Source organism: Enterobacter sp. 241F3, assembly GCF_034106785.1.
GTDB lineage: Bacteria > Pseudomonadota > Gammaproteobacteria > Enterobacterales > Enterobacteriaceae > Enterobacter > Enterobacter vonholyi.
The window spans coordinates 479,579-502,826 of the sequence record NZ_JAWNDD010000002.1 but is presented as its reverse complement, the minus strand read 5'-3'; the positions used below and the strand labels follow the sequence as shown (position 1 = coordinate 502,826).

The window sequence follows — 23,248 nt, the reverse complement described above, 5'->3', positions numbered from 1 at the left end:
CCGTCAGATAGCAAAAGCGAGGAGATGTCTCCTCGCTTTGAGTTCATTCAGTATAGCGTGCTTACCATTTCTTATTCAGAACGCGGTCGATGCTGTATGCGCCCGGGCCAGTGACGGCCAGCAGCAGGAAGCCACCCGCGATGGTCAGGTTTTTCATGAACATCAGAGAGTTCACGCCTTCCGCAAAGTTGCTGTGGAAGATGAACGCCGTCAGTACGGTGAAGCCTGCAGTAAACAGCGCGGTAGTGCGGGTCAGGAAGCCGAACAGGACTGCCAGGCCGCCGCCGAACTCAAGAAGAATGGTCAGTGGCAACAGGAATCCCGGAACGCCCATGGCTTCCATATACTGCTGGGTACCCGCATAACCGGTGATTTTTCCCCAACCTGCCACGATGAACAGAATTGGCATCAGAATACGCGCTACCAGTACACCAACATCTTCTAATTTTTTCATTTTACTCTCCAGGAAACCACATCAGCGGCTGAACGTTATTTGTCTGCAATTCCGGGTAGATACCGCGTCGTTGCTGTCGATGGAGAGGATAATAAACGGGGCGGGTGGCAATTGTTAGCAAGGAAAACTGTCAATCTTCTTCAAAGATATTGAGTAAGTGAGGGGGAGGATTTTGCCGGGTGGCGGCTACGCCTTACCCGGCGAGAAGGCTAGCGTAATTGCTGCTGCCGCAACGTTGCTTTCACCAGGCGCCAGGCGCTCCAGGCACCAAACCCACGGCGCGCCCAGCGGATGAGCATATTTGGATGACGAACCGTCCAGATAGCCATCACGCTGCTGCCGACCAGCGCCCATGAACGCAGGCTCAGGAAGGTGTTCCAGCCTCGGTCAAACCGTCGCGTCGCGTCAATCCAGTCGCGACGGCTGGCCGACAGATCCAGCCGTTGCTGCTGGATCTGGCTTAGCAGGTACGCTTTTCGCTTTTGACGTTCGGCTTTACCGCTCACGGCTTGTCATCCTCCAGCAGGGCGCGATCGTTAGCCAGCTCCTGACGCGTATGGCGCAGGAATGTGGACTTACGCGCTTTACGCAGCGTCCAGATACCGCCAATCAACGCTGCTACCAGCAGAACGACGGTGGTGGCAATCATGGCGTTAAGACGATACTGCGGGTCAATGGCCCAGATGATTAAAACCATCAGGCTCATCAGACCAAACGCGGCGAAGAGCATGGTCAGTCCGAGCATCAGCAGCATCTGGAAGAGGTTGGCTTTCTCCTCTTCCAGCTCAACCACTGCCAGCCGGACGCGCGTTTCGGCAATCCCGACCAGCGTTGTTAAAATACGCTGGCCGATGCCGAGGACGTTGTTAGCAGGCCCTTGTGCGTGACGAGGATCTTCCATATCAACGACGCGTCAGAAGGACACCCAGTACCACACCCACTGCGGCACCAATTCCTACACCCGTCCATGGATTATCACGCACGTATTCGTCCGCGCGGGCAGCCGCTTCGCGGGTCTGTTTCGCCAGTGCATCACCGGTTTCACCCAGGCGGTAGCGGCTCTCTTTCAGGGCCTGCTCCGCCTTGCTGCGCAGCTTGCTGACCTCTTCTTTTGACTTGTCAGCAGAGGAGTTCAGCACCTCTTCAAGGGTATCGGCCAGGGATTTCAGTTCAGCGCGCAGATGTTCAGACGTCGTATCTTTTGACATGATTCTCTCTCCTGTTGAGATTTCCGTTAACTCAATAATCGCGAGCTTCCAGCGCTTTCAGGTCGTCCTGCGCTTCTTTCAACTTCTTCTCGCGCTTAGCAATTTTTTCCGCATCCCCTTTCTCTTTCGCTTCCTGCAGGTCGCGACGGCGCTCGGCTATCTCGTCCTTCTGTTCAGCGATTTTCTTCTTGTGGTCGGCACGAAGCTTGCTGTCTGAACAGTTCGCTTTCACTTCGCTCAGCGCTTTTTTAAGACCGTCAACACGGTGCTGATTGTTATGCTTTTCGGCATAACCGATCTCACGCTGAATATCCTGTTCTTTCTCCTGACAAAGAGAGTTTGCGAAGGATGCTGTGCTTAAAGAAAAAAGGGCCAGAGCCAGAGTCATGCGGAATTTCATTATCGAAACCTTCCATTGTGTTGCGGCGTAAGCCGCTATCCAAAGTTATGCGGAGTACAGTCGAGGGGTGCTCCGCGTACTTAAGCATAGTAAGTAAACGGGGGATTCACCAAAGTGAGTGAAAAGATTCGGAATCCTGGAAGTTATCCAAACCGATGCGACGTATCGCGAATCAACGAGAGCCAGGCTGCAGGCTGGCTCTCATCTTCCTGCTGGGCAATGATATACCCGTGCGGCAGCGTACGGTCGAGAACCACTTTTGCGGCGGCACTTTGCGCTCGGGAATCAAACTTGATCAGTAAAACATCGTCCTGTGGGGTGATGCTTTTAAAGCGGATCCCGTTCGCGTCCAGATGGTGCCAGACAGAAAAACCGTCAGGCACGCTGGCACCCTGGTTCACCGGGCGAATGGCAAGCGTGGATTCCTGGTGCGAAAGCGCGCTCCATGCCAGAAGCATAGCGCTGAGCACCCCCAGTGTAATCACGGCACAGGCAAAACGGCGCAGGGCAAGCGGTGAGATAGCCATCGTTAGCCTCTGGCTCCGTATTTCTTTTTCCACAGCACGACCAGAGAGCCGATCAGGCCGAAGACCAGCAGAACCACAGGCAGCAGCATCAGGCAGGACATCAGCTGGTCTTCATATTTCATAAACACCGGCGTTTTACCCAACGCATAGCCGAGCGTTGTCAGAATAAGCACCCATAACAGACCGCTCATCCAGTTAAAGAACTGGAAGCGGGCGCTGCTCAGCCCCGACAGACCGGCAATGGTCGGCAACAGCGTACGTACAAACGCGATAAAGCGGCCAATCAGCAGCGCGGAAAGCCCGTGCTTATGGAAAAGGTGGTGCGCCCGCTGATGATAATGTGCAGGCAGGTGCGAGAGCCAGTTCTGGACGATCCGGGTATTGCCCAGCCATCTACCCTGGATGTAGCTCACCCAGCAGCCGAGGCTGGCCGCGACGGTCAGTAATAAAATAGTTTGCGGAAACGCCATCGCCCCTTTGGCACACAGCACGCCGACGAGCACCAGCAAACTGTCACCAGGCAGGAAGGCAGCAGGCAGCAAACCGTTCTCAAGGAACAGGATCATAAACAAGACGAAATAGAGCATGCCAATCATGGAAGGGTTGGCCAGCGTTTCAAAATCCTGCGCCCAAAGGGCATGCAGTAGTTGGGTCAAAAGTTCCATTCAGTGTTCCTGGAAATCGGTTAACGTCACGCCTGTTATCCGGGGCAAACAGCACGGCGACATTGTTGTGATTTCATTATGGTCGCTCGCGGACACATTGCGGTGTGGCCAACACGTTTCCCTGTTAATTGGCTGGTTAGCAAGCACTAACTTACAAAATAACGAAGTGAATCCAATTGTAACAAAGCCCAACGTTCTGCGTCACAGAATTTGCAGGCGTGAGTTGATTTTGGCGTAAGCCCAGGAAGTGAGCGAGGGGATTTACAAAGGCTGACACTATATATGTTTTGCTTACCCACTGGAGCCAGAAGGCGCAGCGAGGCGCCTGCCAGCGGGAAGGTCATCTATTTTGCGGCACTGGGGGCCGTATCGAGATGAACAACGGGATTATCGGCGAAAAGATAGCGGTCAGCGTTAAATTCGAAGTCGTCGCTGGTTTCATTGAACAGCATCTGCTTGGTGTTTTCCAGATGCTGCCACATCGCCAGCTTAGCGGCATGGGGATCTTTACGAATCAGCGCCTTAAGGATTTGATCGTGATCGTCACACCAGTTGTCGACAGTACGGGAATCGATATGGTCGTGCAGTTTCTTCCAGTACGGGTTATGAACGCGCTGAGTCCACATTTTCTCAACGATTGCCGCCAGCGCCGTATTTTGGGTTGCCAGGGCGACCTGGACGTGAAACTGCAGATCCCACTCTGAATCGCGGAAACATTTTTCCTTACGGGCATTCTCCTGGATTTCCATCAGCTTCATGATGTCCTGCTTGGTCACCTGCGTCGCCGCAAACTCAGCAATATTGCTTTCGATCAGTTGGCGAGCCTGGAGCAGCTCAAACGGACCGTAGCTGGCGAATTCCAGACTTTCGTCCGCGACGGGAGAGTGTTTCGGCAGATTAGAAATCACGTGAATGCCGGAGCCTTTGCGTACCTCAACGTAGCCTTCCACTTCCAGCATGATGATGGCTTCGCGCACCACGGTGCGGCTGACGCTTTTTTCATCCGCAATGAAGCGCTCGGCGGGAAGTTTATCACCGACAAGATAGACTCCTTGCTCGATGCGATCTTTCAGCTCGGCAGCAAGTTGTTGATATAAACGACGTGGTTCGGTGATTTCCATATGCGCTCCAGGCAGGGTACGGCAGATGATTTGTTATACCACTTTTGCGTGCCACTCTCCAGATTTTGCCATTAAAAAAGCCGCCTGGAGGCGGCTTAGGGGAAACACATTTTCGCTAACTTTGCGTAGCCGGTTTCCCAAGGGACTCTTTTGCCAGCTCCTCTGCCGACTTGCTTTTCAGCACCGTCCAGATTACCACCGCGCCCAGCAGGTCGAAGATCGCCAGCACGGCGAACAGCGGGCTGAAGCCGATGGTATCCGCCAGTGCGCCGACCACCAGCGCAAACATCGTACTTGCGGTCCAGGCGGCCATCCCTGTCAGGCCGTTGGCGGTGGCCACTTCGTTACGGCCAAAGACGTCAGAGGAGAGCGTAATCAGCGCGCCGGACAGGGACTGGTGAGCAAATCCGCCGATGCACAGCAGGGCGATAGCCACATACGGGCTGGTGAACAGGCCGATCATGCCCGGGCCAATCATCAGCAGTGCGCCCATGGTCACTACCATTTTACGGGAAACAATCAGGTTCACCCCAAACCAGCGCTGGAACAGCGGTGGCAGGTATCCGCCCACGATACAGCCCAGGTCAGCGAACAGCATCGGCATCCAGGCGAACATCGCGATCTCTTTCAGGTTAAAGCCGTAGACTTTAAACATGAACAGGGGGATCCACGCGTTGAAGGTACCCCATGCCGGCTCGGCCAGGAAACGCGGCAGGGCGATACCCCAGAACTGACGGGTGCCCAGGATCTGCCAGACGGTCATTTTTTTGCCGTTGTTGGTCTGATGCTGCGCTTCCTGACCACCAATAATGTACTCGCGTTCTTCTTCAGACAGTTTTTTCTGATCGCGCGGATGTTTATAGAAAATCAGCCACGCCATGGCCCACGCAAAGCTCAGCACGCCAGAGATGATGAACGCCATCTGCCAGCTGTGCATCACGATAGCCCACACCACCAGCGGTGGTGCAATCATCGCCCCGATGGACGAGCCGACGTTGAAGTAACCGACCGCAATGGAACGCTCTTTTGCCGGGAACCACTCGGAGCTGGCTTTCAGCCCTGCGGGGATCATGGCGGCTTCAGCTGCACCTACCGCGCCGCGCGCCAGCGCCAGGCCGCCCCAGCTTCCCGCCAGCGCGGTGGCTCCGCAGAACACCGCCCAGGCGATGGCGAAGAAGGCATAACCGATTTTGGTACCGAGAATGTCCAGCACATAGCCAGCAACAGGCTGCATGATGGTATAAGCCGCGGAATAGGCGGCAATGATGTAGGAGTATTGCTGCGTGGAGATATGCAGCTCTTCCATCAACGTTGGCGCTGCTGCTGCCACGGTGTTACGCGTCAGGTAGCCCAGCACGGTGCCTAACGTCACCAGTGCGATCATATACCAACGTAACCCTTTAATTTTACGCATCTAAAACCTCATCGTTATGTTATTTCCGCGCCAGAACGCGGCAACCTCTCGACCGTTTCCGGGAGCAGTTGTGTAACGGGAGGGGCGCAGCCGGGAGCATGTCCCGGAACGGCCCGAACCTTGCCATAAGTAAGCGTGCATAAGTCGGTATCCGTACCGTTAAATCTGGTGTATCTGACACCAGTAATGCATTCCGTCGGCTTATAGTTTGCGACGGCGAAAAGATAACTTGTCATACAACTTTAAAAGGTGAGTGACATCACAAATGTATGATTCTTTGTGGGGACATTAATTGCTGAGCGCAAAGCCAGTAATGATGCGGCTTGTAGAAGGGTTTACTCCATTGAGGGTAATTTATTTGTTGACGTTTATTGATCTCACTCACGAAAAAAACGTCGGCTGGTGGAAATTGGTGTGATAACTTTGCAGCATATGAACATACGCTTTCTGCGCTCCCGTAATGAGGAAGACGATAATGACGCCGTTTATGACCGACGATTTTCTGTTAGATACCGAATTTGCTCGCCGCCTGTACCACGACTACGCAAAAGACCAGCCGATTTTCGACTACCACTGCCATTTACCGCCGCAGCAGGTTGCCGAAAATTATCGCTTCAAAAACCTGTATGACATCTGGCTGAAGGGTGACCACTACAAATGGCGCGCCATGCGCACCAACGGCGTGGCTGAGCGCCTGTGTACCGGCGATGCGACCGACCGCGAGAAGTTTGACGCCTGGGCGGCGACCGTTCCGCACACCATCGGCAACCCGCTTTACCACTGGACGCACCTTGAGCTCCGCCGTCCGTTTGGCATCACCGGCAAACTGCTCTCCCCAACGACCGCCGATGAAATCTGGGAGCGCTGCAACGCCCTGCTGGCGCAGGATAACTTCTCCGCGCGCGGCATCATGAAGCAGATGAACGTGAAGATGGTGGGCACCACCGACGATCCGATTGACTCTCTGGAGCATCATGCGGTTATCGCCAAAGACACCTCTTTTGATATCAAAGTGCTGCCAAGCTGGCGCCCGGATAAAGCCTTCAACATTGAGCAGGTTACCTTCGCCGACTACATGACGAAGCTGGCGGAAGTGTCCGATACCGACATCCGTCGTTTCACCGACCTGCAAACCGCGCTGACCAAACGTCTGGATCACTTCGCGGCGCACGGCTGTAAAGTTTCTGACCACGCGCTGGACGTGGTGCTGTTTGCGGAATCAAATGAAGCCGAGCTGGACAGCATTCTGGCACGTCGTCTCTCCGGTGAATCGCTTAGCGAGCACGAAGTGGCGCAGTTCAAAACGGCGGTACTGGTGTTCCTCGGTGCCGAATACGCGCGTCGCGGCTGGGTACAGCAGTACCATATCGGTGCGCTGCGCAATAACAACCAGCGCCAGTTTAAGCTGCTTGGTGCGGATGTAGGCTTCGACTCCATCAACGACCGTCCGCTGGCAGAAGAGCTGTCCAAACTTCTGAGCAAACAGAACGAACAAAATCTGCTGCCTAAAACCATCCTTTACTGCCTGAACCCGCGCGATAACGAAGTGCTGGGTACCATGGTCGGCAACTTCCAGGGCGAAGGGATGCCGGGCAAGATGCAGTTCGGCTCCGGCTGGTGGTTCAACGATCAGAAAGACGGTATGGAACGTCAGATGACGCAGCTGGCGCAGCTTGGCCTGCTAAGCCGCTTTGTCGGCATGCTGACCGACAGCCGCAGCTTCCTGTCCTATACCCGTCATGAATATTTCCGCCGCATTCTGTGCCAGATGATTGGCCGCTGGGTGCACGCAGGCGAAGCGCCAGCGGATATCCAGCTGCTGGGCGAAATGGTGAAAAACATCTGCTTTAACAATGCGCGTGACTACTTCGCCATTGAACTGAACTAGGGCCGTTTGAGGTTGATATGCAATACATCAAAATCCATTCGCTGGATAACGTGGCCGTCGCGCTGACGGATCTCGATGAAGGCGACGTGGTGACCGTTGATAACCAGAGCGTCACCCTGCGTCAGGCGATTGCTCGCGGACACAAGTTTGCCGTGAAGCCTCTCGCCAAAGGGGACAACATCATTAAGTACGGTCTTCCGATTGGGCATGCGTTAGCGGATATCGAGCCGGGTGAACATATTCATTCTCACAATACCCGCACCAATCTGAGCGATCTGGACGAGTACAGCTATCAACCTGATTTACCCGCGGAAGAGCGTCAGGCGGCAGATCGTGAAGTACAGATCTACCGTCGGGCTAACGGTGAGGTGGGGATCCGCAACGAGCTGTGGATCCTCCCGACCGTCGGCTGCGTCAACGGCATCGCGCGGCAGATCCAGACGCGTTTTCTGAAAGAGACCAACAGTGCCGAAGGCACTGACGGGGTACATCTGTTCAGCCACACCTACGGCTGCTCCCAGCTGGGAGACGACCACATCAATACCCGCACCATGCTGCAAAACATGGTGCGCCACCCGAACGCGGGGGCGGTGCTGGTGATCGGCCTGGGCTGCGAGAACAATCAGGTGGACGCCTTCCGCGAGACGCTCGGTGAGTTCGATCCTGAGCGCGTGCATTTTATGGTGTGTCAGCATCAGGACGACGAAGTGGAAGCGGGCGTTGAGCAGCTTCATCAGCTGTATAACGTGATGCGCCACGACAAGCGCGAGCCGGGCAAGCTGAGCGAGCTGAAGTTTGGTCTGGAGTGCGGCGGGTCTGACGGCCTGTCCGGCATCACTGCCAACCCGATGCTGGGTCGCTTCTCGGATTACGTCATTGCCAACGGCGGCACCACTGTGCTGACCGAAGTGCCGGAGATGTTCGGTGCGGAACGTATTCTGATGAGCCACTGCCGCGACGAAGAGACGTTTGAGAAGACCGTCACCATGGTGAACGACTTCAAACAGTATTTCATCGCCCACAATCAGCCCATTTACGAGAACCCGTCTCCGGGTAACAAAGCGGGCGGGATCACCACGCTGGAAGAGAAATCTCTCGGCTGCACCCAGAAAGCGGGCGCCAGCCAGGTGGTGGACGTTCTGCGCTACGGCGAGCGCCTGAAAACGCACGGTCTGAACCTGCTGAGCGCACCGGGTAACGATGCGGTCGCCACCAGCGCGCTGGCGGGCGCCGGCTGCCATATGGTGCTGTTCAGCACCGGTCGCGGCACGCCGTACGGCGGTTTTGTGCCGACGGTGAAAATTGCCACCAACAGCGAGCTGGCGGCGAAGAAAAAACACTGGATCGACTTTGATGCGGGCCAGCTGATTCACGGCAAAGCGATGCCGCAGCTGCTGACGGAATTCGTGGACGCGATTGTGGAATTTGCCAACGGCAAGCAAACCTGTAACGAGAAGAACGACTTCCGCGAGCTGGCGATCTTTAAGAGTGGTGTGACGCTTTAAATAGGGAGCGGGCTGGTGCCCTCACCCTGACCCTCTCCCACAGGGAGAGGGTACAAACACTAAAAACGGCAACCTCAGGGTTGCCGTTTTGCTGTTAACCTCGCAGGGCGTTCTTCGCTAAACGCGCGTCTTCCGCCTGACAGGCCGCTGCGGTAAACAGCACGTCGGTAGAGGAGTTCAGCGCGGTTTCGCAGGAGTCCTGCAGCACGCCGATGATAAAGCCGACGGCTACCACCTGCATGGCGATTTCGTTCGGGATACCGAACATATTACACGCCAGCGGGATCAGCAGCAGGGAACCGCCCGCCACGCCCGATGCGCCACAGGCACACAGCGACGCCACGACGCTCAACAGCAGCGCGGTTGGCAGATCCACCGGAATGCCCAGCGTATGCACCGCCGCCAGGGTTAGCACGGTAATGGTGATTGCCGCACCCGCCATATTCACGGTTGCACCCAGCGGGATCGAAACGGAATAGGTGTCGCGGTCCAGGTTCAGCTTCTCCGCCAGCGCCATGTTAACCGGAATGTTCGCCGCCGAGCTGCGGGTGAAGAAGGCGGTTACGCCGCTTTCGCGCAGGCAGGTCAGCACGAGCGGATACGGGTTGCGGCGGATCTGCCAGAACACCAGCAGCGGGTTGATCACCAGCGCCACCAGCAGCATACAGCCGACCAGCACAACCAGCAGCTGCGCGTAACCCCACAGTGCGTCAAAACCGGTAGTTGCCAGCGTGGAGGAGACCAGCCCGAAAATACCGACTGGCGCAAAGCGAATCACCAGCTTCACCATAAAGGTCACGGCGTTGGACAAATCGTTGACCAGGTTTTTCGTGGTCTCGTTGCCGTGGCGCAGCGCGAAGCCCAGACCAATCGCCCAGACCAGGATGCCAATGTAGTTTCCGCTCATCAGCGCGGTGATGGGGTTAGAGACCATGCTCATCAGCAGGCCCCGCAGGACTTCGACAATGCCGGACGGCGGCGTGATATCACCGGCCGCGCTGGTCAGGTGCAGCGTGGACGGGAACAGGAAGCTAAACACCACGGCCGTTAAGGCAGCCGAGAAGGTTCCCAGCAGATAAAGGAACAGAATGGGGCGAATGTTAGTTTTTTGTCCGTGCTGGTGGTTGGCAATTGACGCCATGACCAGCATCAGAACCAGTACCGGCGCGACGGCTTTCAGTGCACCTACGAACAGCGTCCCGAGCAGCCCCGTGGCTTCCGCGGCAGGTTTTGACACCATCGCCAGCAGAATACCCAGCACCAGCCCGACCAGAATTTGTTTAACGAGGCTGCCCTGCGCCAGGCGCGCGAACAGACCGCTTGATTGTATGCTCATACATATTTCCTGAGTGAAATTGCGTTCCATCCCGGATGTGCTCTTAGTCACATTTATGTCCGGATGTAAGTAAATGTTTGCCTGGTCGAGTATAGGGAATGTGCCAAAGGAGGGAAGCGTAAAATGCTGGATTTTACGTGTTGCATCATATTTTTTAACTACTGCGTTACAAAAGTGTGTTCACCCTCTCCCTGTGGGAGAGGGCCGGGGTGAGGGGATTACTCCACCTGCTGCTTCTTATCGTGCTGGCGGTTAACCCAGGTATTGATAATTAGCGTCACGATCAGAATGCCAAATACCACGCCGAGCGAAATAGCGATCGGGATATGGTAGAAATCGACGATTAGCATTTTGATACCGATAAACACCAGAATCACCGACAGGCCGTACTTCAGCATGGAGAAACGCTCCGCCGCGCCTGCCAGCAGGAAATACATGGCACGCAGGCCGAGAATGGCGAAAAGGTTAGAGGTCAGGACGATGAACGGGTCGGTGGTTACCGCGAAGATCGCCGGAATGCTGTCCACGGCGAAAATCACGTCGCTCAGCTCAACCAGAATCAGCACCAGCAGCAGCGGGGTGGCAAACAGCAGGCCGTTCTTGCGCACGAAGAAGTGCTCGCTCTCGATCTTGTCGGTCATGCGCAGATGGCCGCGGATCCACTTCACCAGCGGGCGATCGCCAATCGCAGAGCCGTCCTCTTTCGCCAGCGCCATTTTGACCCCGGTGAACAGCAGGAACGCGCCGAAGACGTACAGCAGCCATTCGAACTGGGTAATCAGCCAGCTGCCAGCGAAGATCATGATGGTACGCAGGATAATCGCGCCCAGCACGCCGTACACCAGCACGCGACGCTGCAGGGCAGCAGGTACGGCAAAGTAGCTGAACAGCATCAGCCAGACGAAGACGTTATCGACCGCCAGGGCTTTTTCAATCAGATAACCGGTGAGGAAGGCGAGCGCCTGAGGGTCGGCAACTGCGCGGCCTTCAGTCGAGGCCAGGTACCACCAGAAGGCAGCGCAGAAGAGCAGAGAGAGGGTGACCCACACCAGCGACCAGGCGGCGGCCTGTTTCATGGTCATGCCGTGCGCGCCGCGACGTCCCTGCAAAAAGAGGTCGATCGCCAGCATGATGAGCACGACAACCGCGAATCCGCCCCACAACATGGGAGTGCCGACAGAATGCATACTATTTTCCTTACACATAAAAAACAAAAACGGCCATGGTCAGAAGACGATAGCCGTTAGCTTTTTATGCATAGACCTCGCCTTCCGGCAAGGTCTCACTTACAACCACGAAGGTTGCCCGGCGACCGGATGCGGTATTGCACGCATCGTAATGACGATCCACCGACGAAGAAGTTACTCCCCTTTGCAGGTAACAAAATATGTCAGACCATTGGTTTCGTCAATGGTCTGCGCCGTTTCATTACACAGCTTTACGCGATAACCTCCGCGCCCACGCCGTCTGCCGGGAACACCACGCCGGTCTGGCGGCGGATCTCCGTTTGCAGCTTCGCCGTGGTGCGGCTCACCGCAAGGCCTGGGTGATTCACTTCGTTGTCTTCCACCAGACGGGCGAAGACCTCTGCCTCATAGAGCATAGTGTTAATATGCTGAGGCTGCGTCAGCTCCTGGGCTTTGCCACCTCGCGGGACAAAGCTCACCTTCTGGCACTCGGAGATCTTCTCGATGACCAGCGAGCCCGCTTCGCCCTGAATTTCGCTCGGCAGCACGGAATCGCTCACCTTGGAGTGCTGCAGCGTCACGCTGAAATCACCGTAATCCAGCACCGCGACACCGTGCGCATCCACGCCGCTCTCCAGCAGGCTGGCGGTAGCCGTGACGCCGTGCGGCTCGCCCCACAGGGCCACGGCAGAGGCCAGGCAGTAGAATCCGATATCCATTATCGAGCCGTTCGAGAACGCCGGGTTAAAGGTGTTCGGGTTCTCGCCGTCCAGATAGCGCTGGTAGCGCGACGAGTACTGGCAGTAGTTAATAAAGGCTTTGCGTATCTTGCCGATTTTCGGCAGGGACTGCTGCAGCAGCAGGAAATTCGGCAGGCTGGCGGTTTTGAACGCTTCGAAAAGAACCACCTGGTTTTCGCGGGCAAGCGCAATGGCCGCCTCCACTTCCTCAATATTTGATGCCAGCGGCTTCTCGCAAATCACATGCTTTTTATGGCTGAGGAACAGCTTCGTTTGCGGGAAGTGCAGGGAGTTCGGGCTGGCGATATAGACCGCGTCAATGGCGTCGCTTTGCGCCATCTCATCAAGCGAGGTGAAGAGATGCTCAACGAGATAATCGTTGGCAAAACTCTGCGCCTGCTCAAGGCTGCGGGAATAGACTGCGGTAAGTTTCAGTTTGCCGGTTTCGTGGGCGGCGTCGACGAACTGGCGCGTGATCCAGTTCGTTCCAATGACTGCGAAACGTATCATAAACGTTTACGTACTCCGTAGCGGGGAACCTTTAGCCACTGTAGCACGTCATCATGACAATTCGCGTGCGCTATTCCGCATTACCATTTAACGATAAATGCGTAAGCCACAGGCGGGTATCAAACTCCAGCTGGTGGTACTGCGGCTCCATGTGGCAGCACAGGGAGTAGAACGCTTTGTCGTGCTCTTTCTCCTTCAGGTGCGCCAGCTCGTGGACGACGATCATCCGCAGAAACGCCTCCGGCGCGTTACGGAAAACCGTCGCGACGCGGATCTCCGCCTTGGCCTTCAGCTTGCCGCCCTGAACGCGTGAGACGGCGGTGTGCAGGCCGAGCGCGTTTTTCAGCACGTGGATCTTGTTGTCGTACATCACCTTGTTGATCGGCGGGGCGCTCTTCAGATACCGGCTTTTCAGATCCTGCGTATACTGCCAGAGGGCCTTATCGGTCGCGAAATCGTGCGTGCCGGGATAGCGTTTTTCCAGCACCCCGCCGAGCTTCTGCTCGGCAATCAGGCTGCGAACCTGAGTCAGTAAATGCTCCGGATAGCCCTGGAGATAAGTAAGTTGGTTCATCAAACACCCAAATTAATGCGAAAACGGGTATACTCACGCACCCTTTTCAGGGATACGCCAAATTTTACCATTCAGGAGGGCCGATGAGCCACTTAGACAACGGTTTCCGTTCACTCAACCTTAAACGTTTCCCGGAAACGGACGACGTTAACCCGCTTCAGGCGTGGGAAGCGGCGGATGAATATCTGCTGCAACAGTTGGATGAGACTGAAATCCGCGGCCCGGTTTTGATCCTGAATGACGCCTTCGGCGCGCTGGGCTGCGCCCTGGCAGAGCACACGCCTTACAGCATTGGCGATTCCTACCTTAGCGAACTGGCGACGCGTGAAAACCTGCGCCATAACGACATCGACGAGTCCAGCGTGAAGTTCCTCGACAGCACCGCGGACTACCCGCAGGCGCCGGGCGTGGTGCTGATCAAAGTGCCAAAAACCATGGCGCTGCTGGAGCAGCAGCTGCGCGCGCTGCGTAAGGTCGTGACGCCAGAAACCCGCATCATCGCGGGTGCCAAAGCGCGCGATATTCACACCTCGACGCTGGAGCTGTTCGAGAAGGTCCTCGGCCCAACCACCACCACGCTGGCGTGGAAAAAAGCGCGCCTGATTAACTGCACCTTCAGCGCGCCGGAGCTGGCCGACGCGCCAGAGACCCTGAGCTGGACGCTGGAAGGGACCGACTGGACCATCCACAACCACGCGAACGTCTTCTCCCGCACCGGTCTGGATATCGGCGCGCGCTTCTTTATGGAACATCTGCCGGAAAATCTGGAAGGTGAGATTGTCGATCTGGGCTGCGGCAACGGCGTGATTGGCCTGACGCTGCTGGCGAAGAACCCGGACGCCAGCGTGGTGTTCAGCGACGAATCGCCGATGGCGGTGGCCTCCAGCCGTCTGAACGTGGAAACCAACATGCCGGACGCGCTGGACCGCTGCGAGTTTATGATCAACAACGCGCTGTCCGGCGTAGAGCCGTTCCGCTTTAACGCCGTGTTCTGCAACCCGCCGTTCCACCAGAAGCACGCCCTGACGGATAACGTCGCGTGGGAGATGTTCCACCACGCGCGCCGCTGCCTGAAGATTAACGGCGAGCTGTACATCGTGGCCAACCGCCACCTGGATTACTTCCACAAGCTGAAGAAGATTTTCGGCAACTGCGTCACCATTGCGACGAACAATAAGTTCGTGGTGCTGAAGTCGGTGAAGCTGGGACGTCGTCGTTAAATAACCAGTGCAAGCTGGGTGCCCTGCGCAATCGCCCGCCGCGCATCCAGCTCCATCGCCACGTCGCACCCGCCAATCAGATGCACTGTTTTACCGGCCTCGCGCAGCGGGTCGGCCAGATCCCGCTTCGGTTCCTGCCCGGCACATAAAATCACATGATCCACGCGCAGCAGCTGCGGCTCGCCGCCGATCGTGACGTGCAGACCCTCGTCGTCGATCTTCTCGTAGCTTACCGCCGGGATCATCTTCACCCCACGCGAGAGTAGGGTAGCGCGGTGGATCCAGCCGGTGGTTTTGCCAAGCCCTTCGCCCGGCTTGCTGGCCTTACGCTGCAGCATCACGATCTGGCGCGGGCTTTTCGGCAGCTGCGGCCCTTCCGGGCGCAGGCCACCGGACTGGCTGAGGCTGGTATCAATGCCCCATTCGACGCAAAACTCGGCAATGTTCTGGCTGGTCGCCTCGCCCGGCTGGCTCAAATACATGGCGGTATCAAAGCCGATCCCGCCGCAGCCGATAATCGCCACCTTCTCGCCAACCGGTACTTTGTCACGCAGCACGTCGAGATAGCTCAGCACTTTTGGATGATCGATACCCTCGATCGAAGGCGTGCGCGGTACGATCCCGCTCGCCAGGATCACCTCATCGAAATCAGTCAGATCCGCCGCGCTGACAAACTGGTTAAGCCGCAGCTCGACGCCCGTCAGTTCGATCATCCGGCGGTAGTAGCGCAGCGTTTCATAAAACTCCTCTTTGCCCGGGATCTGTTTGGCGATATTAAACTGCCCGCCGATCTCCCCGGCTGCATCAAACAGCGTCACGCTGTGCCCGCGCGAAGCGGCATTCACCGCAAACGCCAGGCCCGCAGGTCCTGCGCCGACAACCGCCAGGCGTTTTTTCGCTGTCGCCGGGATCACCGGCATTTTGGTTTCATGGCAGGCGCGCGGGTTGACGAGGCAGGAGGTGACCTTCCCGACGAAGATCTGATCCAGACAGGCTTGGTTACAGCCGATGCAGGTATTGATCTCATCCGCGCGGCCGCTTTGCGCTTTGGAGAGCAGTTCGGCATCGGCCAGGAACGGGCGCGCCATCGAGACCATGTCGGCATCGCCGCGCGAAATCACATCGTCCGCCACCTGCGGATCGTTAATGCGGTTGGTGGTGACCAGCGGAACAGACACTTTCCCTTTCAGCCTGCGCGTTACCCAGCTGAACGCCGCGCGCGGCACCGGCGTGGCGATGGTCGGAATGCGCGCCTCGTGCCAGCCGATGCCGGTGTTGATAATGGTGGCCCCCGCGGCTTCTATCGCCTGCGCCAGCTGCACGGTTTCGTCGAACGTGCCGCCGCCTTCCACCAGGTCGAGCATCGACAGGCGGAAGATGATGATAAAATCCGAACCCGCACGTTCACGTACCGCGCGCACCACCTCCACGGCAAAGCGCATCCGGCGGGCATAGTCGCCGCCCCATTCGTCGTCGCGCTGGTTGGTGCGGGCCGCGAGGAATTCGTTAATCAGATAGCCTTCTGAGCCCATTACCTCCACGCCGTCGTAGCCCGCCTCACGCGCCAGCGCCGCACAGCGGGCAAAGTCGTCGATCAGCGCCAGGATCTCGTCGTGGGTGAGGGCGTGAGGTTTAAAGCGGTTAATCGGCGCCTGAATGGCCGATGGCGCAACCAGATTCGGCTGGTAGCTGTAGCGTCCGGTGTGCAGAATTTGCAGGGCGATTTTACCGCCCTCGCTGTGCACCGCGTCGGTCACAATGCGGTGGTGCGGCAGCTGCGACGCATCGTTCAGCACCGCGCCGCCCTCCATGCCGACGCCGGAAGGGGAAGGGGCCACGCCGCCGGTGACTATCAGTGCCACCCCATGGCGCGCGCGCTCGGCATAGAAGGCTGCCAGACGCTCGGCCCCGTCCGGATGCTCCTCGAGCCCGGTGTGCATCGAGCCCATCAACACGCGGTTTTTGAGTGTGGTGAACCCCAGATCGAGAGGGGCGAATAACGACGGGTAGCGGCTCATAGTCTCTTCCAGTGTAAAATTATTGTTATGTGGTCGGATGAGTTACTAATTTAGCCAGCGGCAGCGGAAAGGTAAAAGCGGGATCGAATGATTGTGATAGATCTCAAAGAACTTCCCCGGTGGCGCTGCGCTTACCGGGTCTACAAATCCCCAGGACAGATAAGCGTAGCGCCATCCGGCGTTATTTACGGCGCTGCTGCCCGTACCAGCCCCGGAGCCTGCCACATCGACGTGGTCAGTCCGCTGTCCACCAGCCCGAGCTGGTCCGCATATACCGCCTGCCATTTCTGCATCATGCTGTCGTACAGCTCGCGGTGCGCCGGGTTTGGCGTGAACTCGCGGCTCCACTTCACAAGCCGTTCGCCCGTCGAGGCCATATCGGCGAACAGCCCCGCGCCAGCACCTGCCGCAATCGCGCAGCCGAGCGCCGTCGCCTCTTTCACTTCCGGCACGCGCACCGGCAGGCCGGTGACGTCGCTTAAGATCTGGCTCCACAGAGCGCCTTTGGAACCGCCGCCCGCAAACACCAGGCTTTCAAACGTTACGCCGGAGAAGCGCGAAATCTGCGCCAGGTTGCAGGCCGAGACGATCGCCGCATTCTCCTCCAGGGCGCGGAACAGCGTCGCTTTGTTGCATTTTTCCGGGTCGATGGAGAGGTTAATAAACGACGGCGCGGCGTGGTACCACTGCTTAAAATGCATCGCGTCGGAGAAGATCGGCATCACCCCGTGGGAACCCGCCGGCACGCGGCTCGCCATCTCTTCCAGCAGGGAGTAGGTGTCCATCCCCATACGATCGGCAATCAGCTTTTCCTCCGCGCAGAAGGCGTCGCGGAACCAGCGCATGGTCAGCCCGGTAAAGAAGCTGATCGACTCCGCCTGCGCCATGCCGGGAATGACGTGTGGGTTCACGCGGATGTTCATCTCAGGATCGGTGCGCACCTGCGGCAGGTTGACCACCTGCTGCCAGAAGGTACCGCCCAGTACCGCCGTTTGTCCGGCGCGGACCACGCCCAGCCCCAGGCAGCCCAGCTGCACGTCGCCGCCGCCCATCACCACCGGCGTGCCTTCGCGCAGGCCGCTCTGCAGCGCGGCCTCCCGGTTTATAGCACCCAGTACGGTGCCGGTCTCTTTCACCGGGGAGAGGATATCGGCGCGCAGCCCGGCCATGTCGAGCAGCGCCGGACGCCAGTCGCGGGAAAACAGATCCAGCATGCCGGTGGTGCCCGCGTTAGACGGGTCGACCGCCAGCTCGCCGGAGAGCTTCGCCGCCAGCCAGTCGCTGATCATGGTGATGGTCGCGGCGTTGCGGTAAATATCCGGACGATGGTGCGCCAGCCACAGCAGGCGCGGCATGGTGCTCAGCGCCAGCGTCTGGCCAGAAACCTCATACACTTCGGATTCAAAACGGTCATCGTGGATCTCTTTGAGTTCGGCCACTTCGCGGCTGGCGCGGGCGTCGACGTTAGCGCAGGCCCAGATGGCCTCGCCGTTGCGGTCATACAGCACGATCCCTTCGCGCATTGAACAGCAGGCGACGGACTGAATATCTGTCGCGCTCAGGTGCCCACGCTCCAGCGCCTGATGAATGCACCTGCAGGTCAGCTGCCAGTTGGTCTCGAGGTCGAACTCCATCGACCCCGGCACGTTCTCAACGCTCAGGTGCTTCCACTCGGCCTGACCGAAGGCAATCTGGTTGCCCTGTAAATCGAAAATAACGGCGCGAACGCTGCCTGTCCCTGCATCTAACGCTAAAAGGTAACTCATGAGCTTGCCTCGCTGTTAGCGCAGGGCGGGCTCTCATTTGGCCAGAGCCAGCACCGCGCGGGCTGTCGTCTCTTCCGTCACCAGGCCATTGATACGGCGACCCTTCAGTGCGGCATAAATCGCATCGGCTTTCTCTTCCCCGCCGGCCACGCCAACGATGGTGGGCAGCTGCGCCAGCTCATCAAGCGAGACGCCGAGTAATTCTTTATGGATCTCCAGCTCCTCAACGCATTCGCCTTCGGCATTGAGGAAATAGCCGAGAATGTCGCCGACCGCGCCTTTGCGGGCGTACATCAGCTGTTCACCTTCGCTGATGTAGCCGGAGCGCAGGATCGTGGCATCACGGCGCTGGTTCACTGAACCAATACCCACCACCGCGACGTCGGCGGCGGTGGCCGCGAGGATCACGTCCCGCACGCTGGTTTCGCGTTTTAAGATCCCGGCCACTTCGGCGGAAGACACGCGAAGCGGGGCGGGGATCATGCTGACGCTGCAGGCGGCGTCCAGCTGTCCAATACCGGTCATATATGGCCCGACGCCGCCGGAGAGCGTCACGAGGCGGATCTGCTGCGAGCTGATAAAGCCGCTCAGGTGCTGCAGGCTGCTCATGGTGGTTTCACCGAACCCCACCGCCAGCAGCTGGCCGGGTTCCAGCACGCCCATCAGCGACTGCGCCGCGCCAATGCCTAACCGCACGTTCATCGGCGGCGTATTCAGGGCGGGCATCACGCGCACCAGCTTCAGGCCAAAGCGCTGCTGTAGCTCGGTTTCCAGCGCCAGGCATCCCTCGTAGCGGGAGTTAATCTGCACGCGGATCACCCCGGACTGACGGCCTTTTTCCAGCAGGCGAGAAATCTTCAAACGCGGCAGCCCGAGCCGCTCGCCGATATCGTTCTGGGTCAGCCCGTCGTGGTAGTAGCACCAGGCCACGCGCGCCACCAGCTCCTCTTCCGCCAGCGCCAGCCCGGCAAACCGTCCTTCTTCCGCAGTGCGTTTATCGCTCATAGTTGAACTCTTATAAAAATTTAGATCATATGTTCGTGATGACGCAGAGGGAAAGTGTGAGCCACGCGACAAAACGGATCATTTCGATCGTTTCTGGTTTATCTGAATCTCAATCGATAAAACTGTGATCCCTGCACGGTTGTAAATATAGTTCACCGTCTACGCTTTTGAACATTATTAAATCTAAAAATCATTTGTTCAATAGCGGAGCGATGATGACACCACTTCTCGACGCGCGGAATATCAGCAAGCAGTTCTCAGGCGTGCCGGTTCTGAAAGGCATTGATTTCACGCTGCTTGCGGGTCAGGTGCACGCGCTGATGGGCGGAAACGGCGCGGGAAAATCGACGCTGATGAAGATCATCGCCGGGGTCGAGACGCCGGACAGCGGTGAACTTTCCGTCGAGGGGCAGTTATATGCGCGGCTGACGCCCGTGCAGGCGCACAGGCTCGGCATTTACCTGGTGCCGCAGGAGCCGCTGCTGTTCCCCAACCTTACGGTGCGGGAAAACATCCTGTTCCGCCTGCCGCGCGAACGCGATCTGGAAAAAAGGCTGGCGGAGAAACTTGAGCAGCTGCAGTGCCAGCTCAACCTCGACGCCGCCGCCAGCACCCTGGAGGTGGCGGATCAGCAGATGGTGGAGATCCTGCGCGGATTAATGCGCAACGCCAGGATCCTGATCCTCGACGAGCCCACGGCCTCCCTCACGCCGGGCGAAACCGAACGGCTGTTTCGTCAGATCCGCGCCCTGCAGGCACTCGGCGTCGGGATCGTCTTTATCTCCCATAAGCTGCCGGAAATTCGCGTGCTTTCGAGCCACGTCTCGGTGATGCGCGACGGCGCGGTGGTGCTGAGCGGCGAAACCGCGCAGTTTGACGATAGCGCCCTGATCGCCGCCATGACGCCGGTGAGCCGCGAGAAATCCCTGAGCGATACGCAAAAGCTGTGGCTGGCGCTGCCGGGCAACCGCCGCACCCAGCCGCAGGATTTTCCGGTGCTGCGGGTAGAGGACCTGACCGGAGAAGGGTTTATCGATCTGAGCCTTGAGATCTACGCCGGGGAGATCGTCGGCCTGGCCGGGCTGGTGGGTTCCGGGCGCACCGAGTTTGCCGAAACCCTCTACGGCCTGCGGCCGGTACGCGGGGGACGCATCTGGCTGGAGAACCAGGAGATCGCCAACGAGCCGGTGCGTTTGCGGCTGGAAAAAGGCCTGGTTTACCTGCCGGAAGACAGGCAGGTATCCGGCCTGTTCCTCGACGCGCCGATCCGCTGGAACACCGTGGCGCTGAACGAGCCGTCGCTCTGGCAGCAGCGGAAAAGAGAGTCCGCGGTAGTGGAGCGCTATCACCGGGCGCTGGGGATCAAGCTCAACCATGCGGATCAAACCGTGCGCACGCTCTCCGGCGGCAACCAGCAGAAGGTGCTGCTTGCACGCTGTCTGGAAGCCAACCCGTTATTGCTGATCGTCGACGAGCCGACGCGCGGCGTGGACGTCTCGGCGCGCGCCGATATCTACCAGCTTATCAAAAGCGTGGCGGCGCAGAACGTGGCGGTGCTGATGATCTCAAGCGATCTCGATGAGTTTCCGGGCCTCGCGGACCGCGTGCTGGTGATGCACCAGGGCGTGCTCAGCGGCGAACTGCCGCGCCACGCCGTCAGCCTCGATCGCATGATGGCGCTGGCGTTCGGAGGGCAATCATGAAGACCTTACTGAAAAACCGCGAGCTGAGCGCGTTTCTCGCCATTCTGGCGCTGTTCGCCGTGCTGGTGGCGCTGAATCCCTCTTACTTCAGCCTGCAGACGCTGGGGATGATCTTCGCCAGCTCACAGATCCTGATCCTGCTGGCTATCGGTGCGGCGCTGGTGATGCTGACCCGCAATATCGACGTGTCCGTCGGCTCGACAGTCGGGCTGTCCGCCATTGCCGTCGGCGTGGCGCTGAACAGCGGCTACAGCCTGCCCGTTTCCATTCTCTTCGCACTGTCGATCGGGGCGCTGGCCGGGGCATTCAACGGTTTTCTGGTGGTGGGGCTGCGCATTCCGGCGATCGTCGCCACCCTCGGCACGCTGGGGCTGTACCGCGGGGCGATGCTGCTCTGGACGGGCGGAAAGTGGATTGAAGGGCTGCCGCCGGGGTTGAAATCCCTCTCTGAGCCTGCGGCAATCGGCGTATCGCCCCTTGGCATGGTGGTGTTGACCATCGCGGCCACAGGCGCGTGGACGCTGTCGCGCACCGCGTTCGGGCGTGATTTCTACGCGGTGGGGGATAACCTCGCCGCCGCGCGCCAGCTGGGAGTGGCGGTGAACCGCACCCGCATGATCGCCTTCACCCTCAACGGCATGCTGGCGGCCTGCGCCGGGATCGTCTTTGCCGCGCAGATTGGCTTTGTGCCCAACCAGACCGGCAGCGGGCTGGAGATGAAGGCCATCGCCGCCTGCGTGCTCGGCGGTATTTCGCTGCTGGGCGGCACGGGGACGCTGATTGGCGCGCTGCTCGGTGCGTTCTTCCTGACGCAAATCGACACCGTGCTGGTGCTGTTCAGGCTTCCTGCCTGGTGGAACGACTTTATCGCCGGGCTGGTGCTGCTGGGCGTGCTGGTGCTCGACGGGCGTCTGCGCCAGGCGCTGGCGCGGCATCAGCGGGCGCTGAAGTACGGTCGTTTCCAGCCGGGTAACAAAGGGGGAAAGCACGTCACCCCCTTTCCCAAACGTAAAAAAGAGGTGGCGTAAATGAGGCTTAACTGGGAAAGCGCGCTGCTGATTTTGCTGGTGCTGGAGATCCTGCTCTTTGGCGCCATCAACCCGCGCATGCTCGATATCAACATGCTGCTTTTCAGCACCAGCGACTTCATCTGCATCGGTATTGTGGCGCTGCCGCTCACGCTGGTGATTATCAGCGGCGGGATCGATATCTCCCTCGGCTCGACCATCGGCCTGTGCGCCATCGCGTTGGGGGTGATGATGCAGGCGGGCTGGCCGATGGCGGTCGCCATTCCGCTGACGCTGCTGCTCGGCCTGCTGTGCGGGCTGATGAATGCGGCGCTGATCCACTACACCGGCATCAGCCCTTTGGTTATCACCCTCGGCACGCTCTACCTCTACGGCGGCGGGGCGCTGCTGCTCTCCGGCATGGCGGGGGCCACGGGCTACGAGGGAATCAGCGGTTTCCCGGACGGCTTCACGGCGTTCGCTAACCTCACGGTGTTGGGCCTGCCGATCCCATTGGTCTTGTTCGCGGTAATCACCGTCTTCTTCTGGCTCATTACCCACCGGGGGCGCTTTGGCCGTCATCTGTTCCTGATTGGCCAAAATCCGCGTGCGGCGCGCTATGCGGCGCTGTCGGTAAACGGTATGCCCTACGCGCTGTACGGCCTGGTGGGCGTTGCCTCCGCGATTGCCGCGCTGGTCATGGTCTCCTATTTCGGCTCCGCACGTTCGGATCTTGGGCGCGATTTACTGATGCCCGCGCTCACCGCCGCCGTGCTCGGCGGAGCCAATATCTACGGCGGTTCAGGTTCGGTTGTCGGTACGGCGCTGGCGGCGCTGCTGGTGGGCTATCTGCAGCAGGGTTTACAGATGGTCGGTATCCCCAACCAGGTGTCGAGCGCGCTGTCAGGGGCGCTGCTGGTTGTGGTGGTGATGGGACGTTCGCTGAGTCTGCACCGCGAGTGGGTGCGTTCTCTCTTTAGAAAACTATCCGGAGCGTAAG

General features: G+C 58.5%; 22 protein-coding genes. 6 read left to right on the top strand and 16 right to left on the bottom strand.

The features are described 5' to 3' along the window. Positions 1-61 precede the first annotated feature (61 nt). The 9 genes from UR504_RS09725 to UR504_RS09685 form a co-directional block, all read right to left on the bottom strand. The gene (locus tag UR504_RS09725; RefSeq protein WP_023309292.1) at positions 62-454 is read right to left on the bottom strand and encodes a DoxX family protein; all 393 of its coding nucleotides are present in this window, start codon (positions 452-454) and stop codon (positions 62-64) included. Between the two features lie 209 nt (positions 455-663). Continuing rightward, positions 664-960, bottom strand: a complete 297-nt coding sequence (locus UR504_RS09720) for a YqjK-like family protein (RefSeq protein ID WP_111964937.1) — start codon at positions 958-960, stop codon at positions 664-666. Further along, a complete protein-coding gene (locus tag UR504_RS09715) occupies positions 957-1,355 on the bottom strand; it encodes a phage holin family protein (protein WP_014885329.1) in 399 nt (132 codons plus the stop codon). The genes UR504_RS09720 and UR504_RS09715 overlap by 4 nt, the downstream gene beginning before the upstream one ends. A gap of 1 nt (position 1,356) precedes the next feature. Next, a complete protein-coding gene (locus UR504_RS09710) occupies positions 1,357-1,662 on the bottom strand; it encodes a DUF883 family protein (protein WP_008503141.1) in 306 nt (101 codons plus the stop codon). A 31-nt stretch (positions 1,663-1,693) separates the two neighbouring features. After that, the gene (locus tag UR504_RS09705) at positions 1,694-2,062 is read right to left on the bottom strand and encodes a DUF1090 domain-containing protein (protein ID WP_023309291.1); all 369 of its coding nucleotides are present in this window, start codon (positions 2,060-2,062) and stop codon (positions 1,694-1,696) included. Positions 2,063-2,205: 143 nt separating this feature from the next. Continuing rightward, positions 2,206-2,589, bottom strand: coding sequence for an EnvZ/OmpR regulon moderator MzrA (gene mzrA, locus UR504_RS09700; RefSeq protein WP_127732377.1), 384 nt, complete (start codon positions 2,587-2,589; stop codon positions 2,206-2,208). Between the two features lie 2 nt (positions 2,590-2,591). Then, entirely contained in the window at positions 2,592-3,254 is a 663-nt protein-coding gene (gene yqjA / locus UR504_RS09695; RefSeq protein WP_008503144.1) for a DedA family general envelope maintenance protein YqjA, read from the bottom strand. A 344-nt stretch (positions 3,255-3,598) separates the two neighbouring features. Continuing rightward, positions 3,599-4,375: a transcriptional regulator ExuR gene (gene exuR / locus UR504_RS09690; RefSeq protein ID WP_023615584.1), complete on the bottom strand. Its 777-nt coding sequence runs from the start codon at positions 4,373-4,375 to the stop codon at positions 3,599-3,601. Between the two features lie 115 nt (positions 4,376-4,490). Further along, complete coding sequence (locus UR504_RS09685) at positions 4,491-5,789, bottom strand: MFS transporter (RefSeq protein ID WP_024906406.1); 1,299 nt, start codon at positions 5,787-5,789, stop codon at positions 4,491-4,493. A gap of 475 nt (positions 5,790-6,264) precedes the next feature. Between UR504_RS09685 and uxaC the strand changes: the two genes are divergently transcribed. Continuing rightward, a complete protein-coding gene (gene uxaC, locus UR504_RS09680) occupies positions 6,265-7,677 on the top strand; it encodes a glucuronate isomerase (RefSeq protein WP_302236803.1) in 1,413 nt (470 codons plus the stop codon). A gap of 17 nt (positions 7,678-7,694) precedes the next feature. Next, positions 7,695-9,182, top strand: coding sequence for a UxaA family hydrolase (locus UR504_RS09675; RefSeq protein ID WP_115876321.1), 1,488 nt, complete (start codon positions 7,695-7,697; stop codon positions 9,180-9,182). A gap of 94 nt (positions 9,183-9,276) precedes the next feature. Here the strand turns inward: UR504_RS09675 and sstT are convergent, their stop codons facing one another. The 4 genes from sstT to UR504_RS09655 all read right to left on the bottom strand — a co-directional run bounded on the left by sstT (position 9,277) and on the right by UR504_RS09655 (position 13,529). Next, entirely contained in the window at positions 9,277-10,518 is a 1,242-nt protein-coding gene (gene sstT, locus UR504_RS09670; RefSeq protein WP_115876320.1) for a serine/threonine transporter SstT, read from the bottom strand. A 218-nt stretch (positions 10,519-10,736) separates the two neighbouring features. Further along, positions 10,737-11,705, bottom strand: coding sequence for a TerC family protein (locus UR504_RS09665; RefSeq protein ID WP_023309283.1), 969 nt, complete (start codon positions 11,703-11,705; stop codon positions 10,737-10,739). A gap of 251 nt (positions 11,706-11,956) precedes the next feature. After that, complete coding sequence (locus UR504_RS09660) at positions 11,957-12,955, bottom strand: Gfo/Idh/MocA family protein (RefSeq protein ID WP_223580545.1); 999 nt, start codon at positions 12,953-12,955, stop codon at positions 11,957-11,959. Between the two features lie 70 nt (positions 12,956-13,025). After that, positions 13,026-13,529: a YgjP-like metallopeptidase domain-containing protein gene (locus UR504_RS09655; protein WP_302236793.1), complete on the bottom strand. Its 504-nt coding sequence runs from the start codon at positions 13,527-13,529 to the stop codon at positions 13,026-13,028. Positions 13,530-13,612: 83 nt separating this feature from the next. On the opposite strand from UR504_RS09655, the gene rlmG reads away from it, so the two are divergent. Next, positions 13,613-14,749 (top strand): 23S rRNA (guanine(1835)-N(2))-methyltransferase RlmG, encoded by a 1,137-nt coding sequence (gene rlmG / locus UR504_RS09650; RefSeq protein WP_302236790.1) that lies wholly within the window; start codon positions 13,613-13,615, stop codon positions 14,747-14,749. Here the strand turns inward: rlmG and UR504_RS09645 are convergent. The 3 genes from UR504_RS09645 to lsrR all read right to left on the bottom strand — a co-directional run bounded on the left by UR504_RS09645 (position 14,746) and on the right by lsrR (position 19,538). Further along, positions 14,746-16,767, bottom strand: a complete 2,022-nt coding sequence (locus UR504_RS09645; protein WP_302236788.1) for an NADPH-dependent 2,4-dienoyl-CoA reductase — start codon at positions 16,765-16,767, stop codon at positions 14,746-14,748. The genes rlmG and UR504_RS09645 overlap by 4 nt on opposite strands. A gap of 185 nt (positions 16,768-16,952) precedes the next feature. After that, on the bottom strand, positions 16,953-18,533 hold the full coding sequence (gene lsrK, locus UR504_RS09640; protein ID WP_302236786.1) for an autoinducer-2 kinase: 1,581 nt from the start codon (positions 18,531-18,533) through the stop codon (positions 16,953-16,955). Positions 18,534-18,566: 33 nt separating this feature from the next. After that, complete coding sequence (gene lsrR, locus UR504_RS09635) at positions 18,567-19,538, bottom strand: transcriptional regulator LsrR (RefSeq protein ID WP_003862617.1); 972 nt, start codon at positions 19,536-19,538, stop codon at positions 18,567-18,569. 215 nt (positions 19,539-19,753) lie between these two features. Here lsrR and lsrA point away from each other — a divergent pair, with 215 nt between their 5' ends. From lsrA to lsrD, 3 genes are read left to right on the top strand one after another with little or no spacing between them, the layout of a single operon-like run. Then, positions 19,754-21,241: an autoinducer 2 ABC transporter ATP-binding protein LsrA gene (gene lsrA / locus UR504_RS09630; protein ID WP_302236989.1), complete on the top strand. Its 1,488-nt coding sequence runs from the start codon at positions 19,754-19,756 to the stop codon at positions 21,239-21,241. Then, positions 21,238-22,269: an autoinducer 2 ABC transporter permease LsrC gene (gene lsrC, locus UR504_RS09625; RefSeq protein WP_302236781.1), complete on the top strand. Its 1,032-nt coding sequence runs from the start codon at positions 21,238-21,240 to the stop codon at positions 22,267-22,269. The genes lsrA and lsrC overlap by 4 nt, the downstream gene beginning before the upstream one ends. Next, positions 22,270-23,247, top strand: a complete 978-nt coding sequence (gene lsrD / locus UR504_RS09620) for an autoinducer 2 ABC transporter permease LsrD (protein ID WP_302236778.1) — start codon at positions 22,270-22,272, stop codon at positions 23,245-23,247. The last annotated feature ends 1 nt before the right edge of the window (position 23,248 follow it).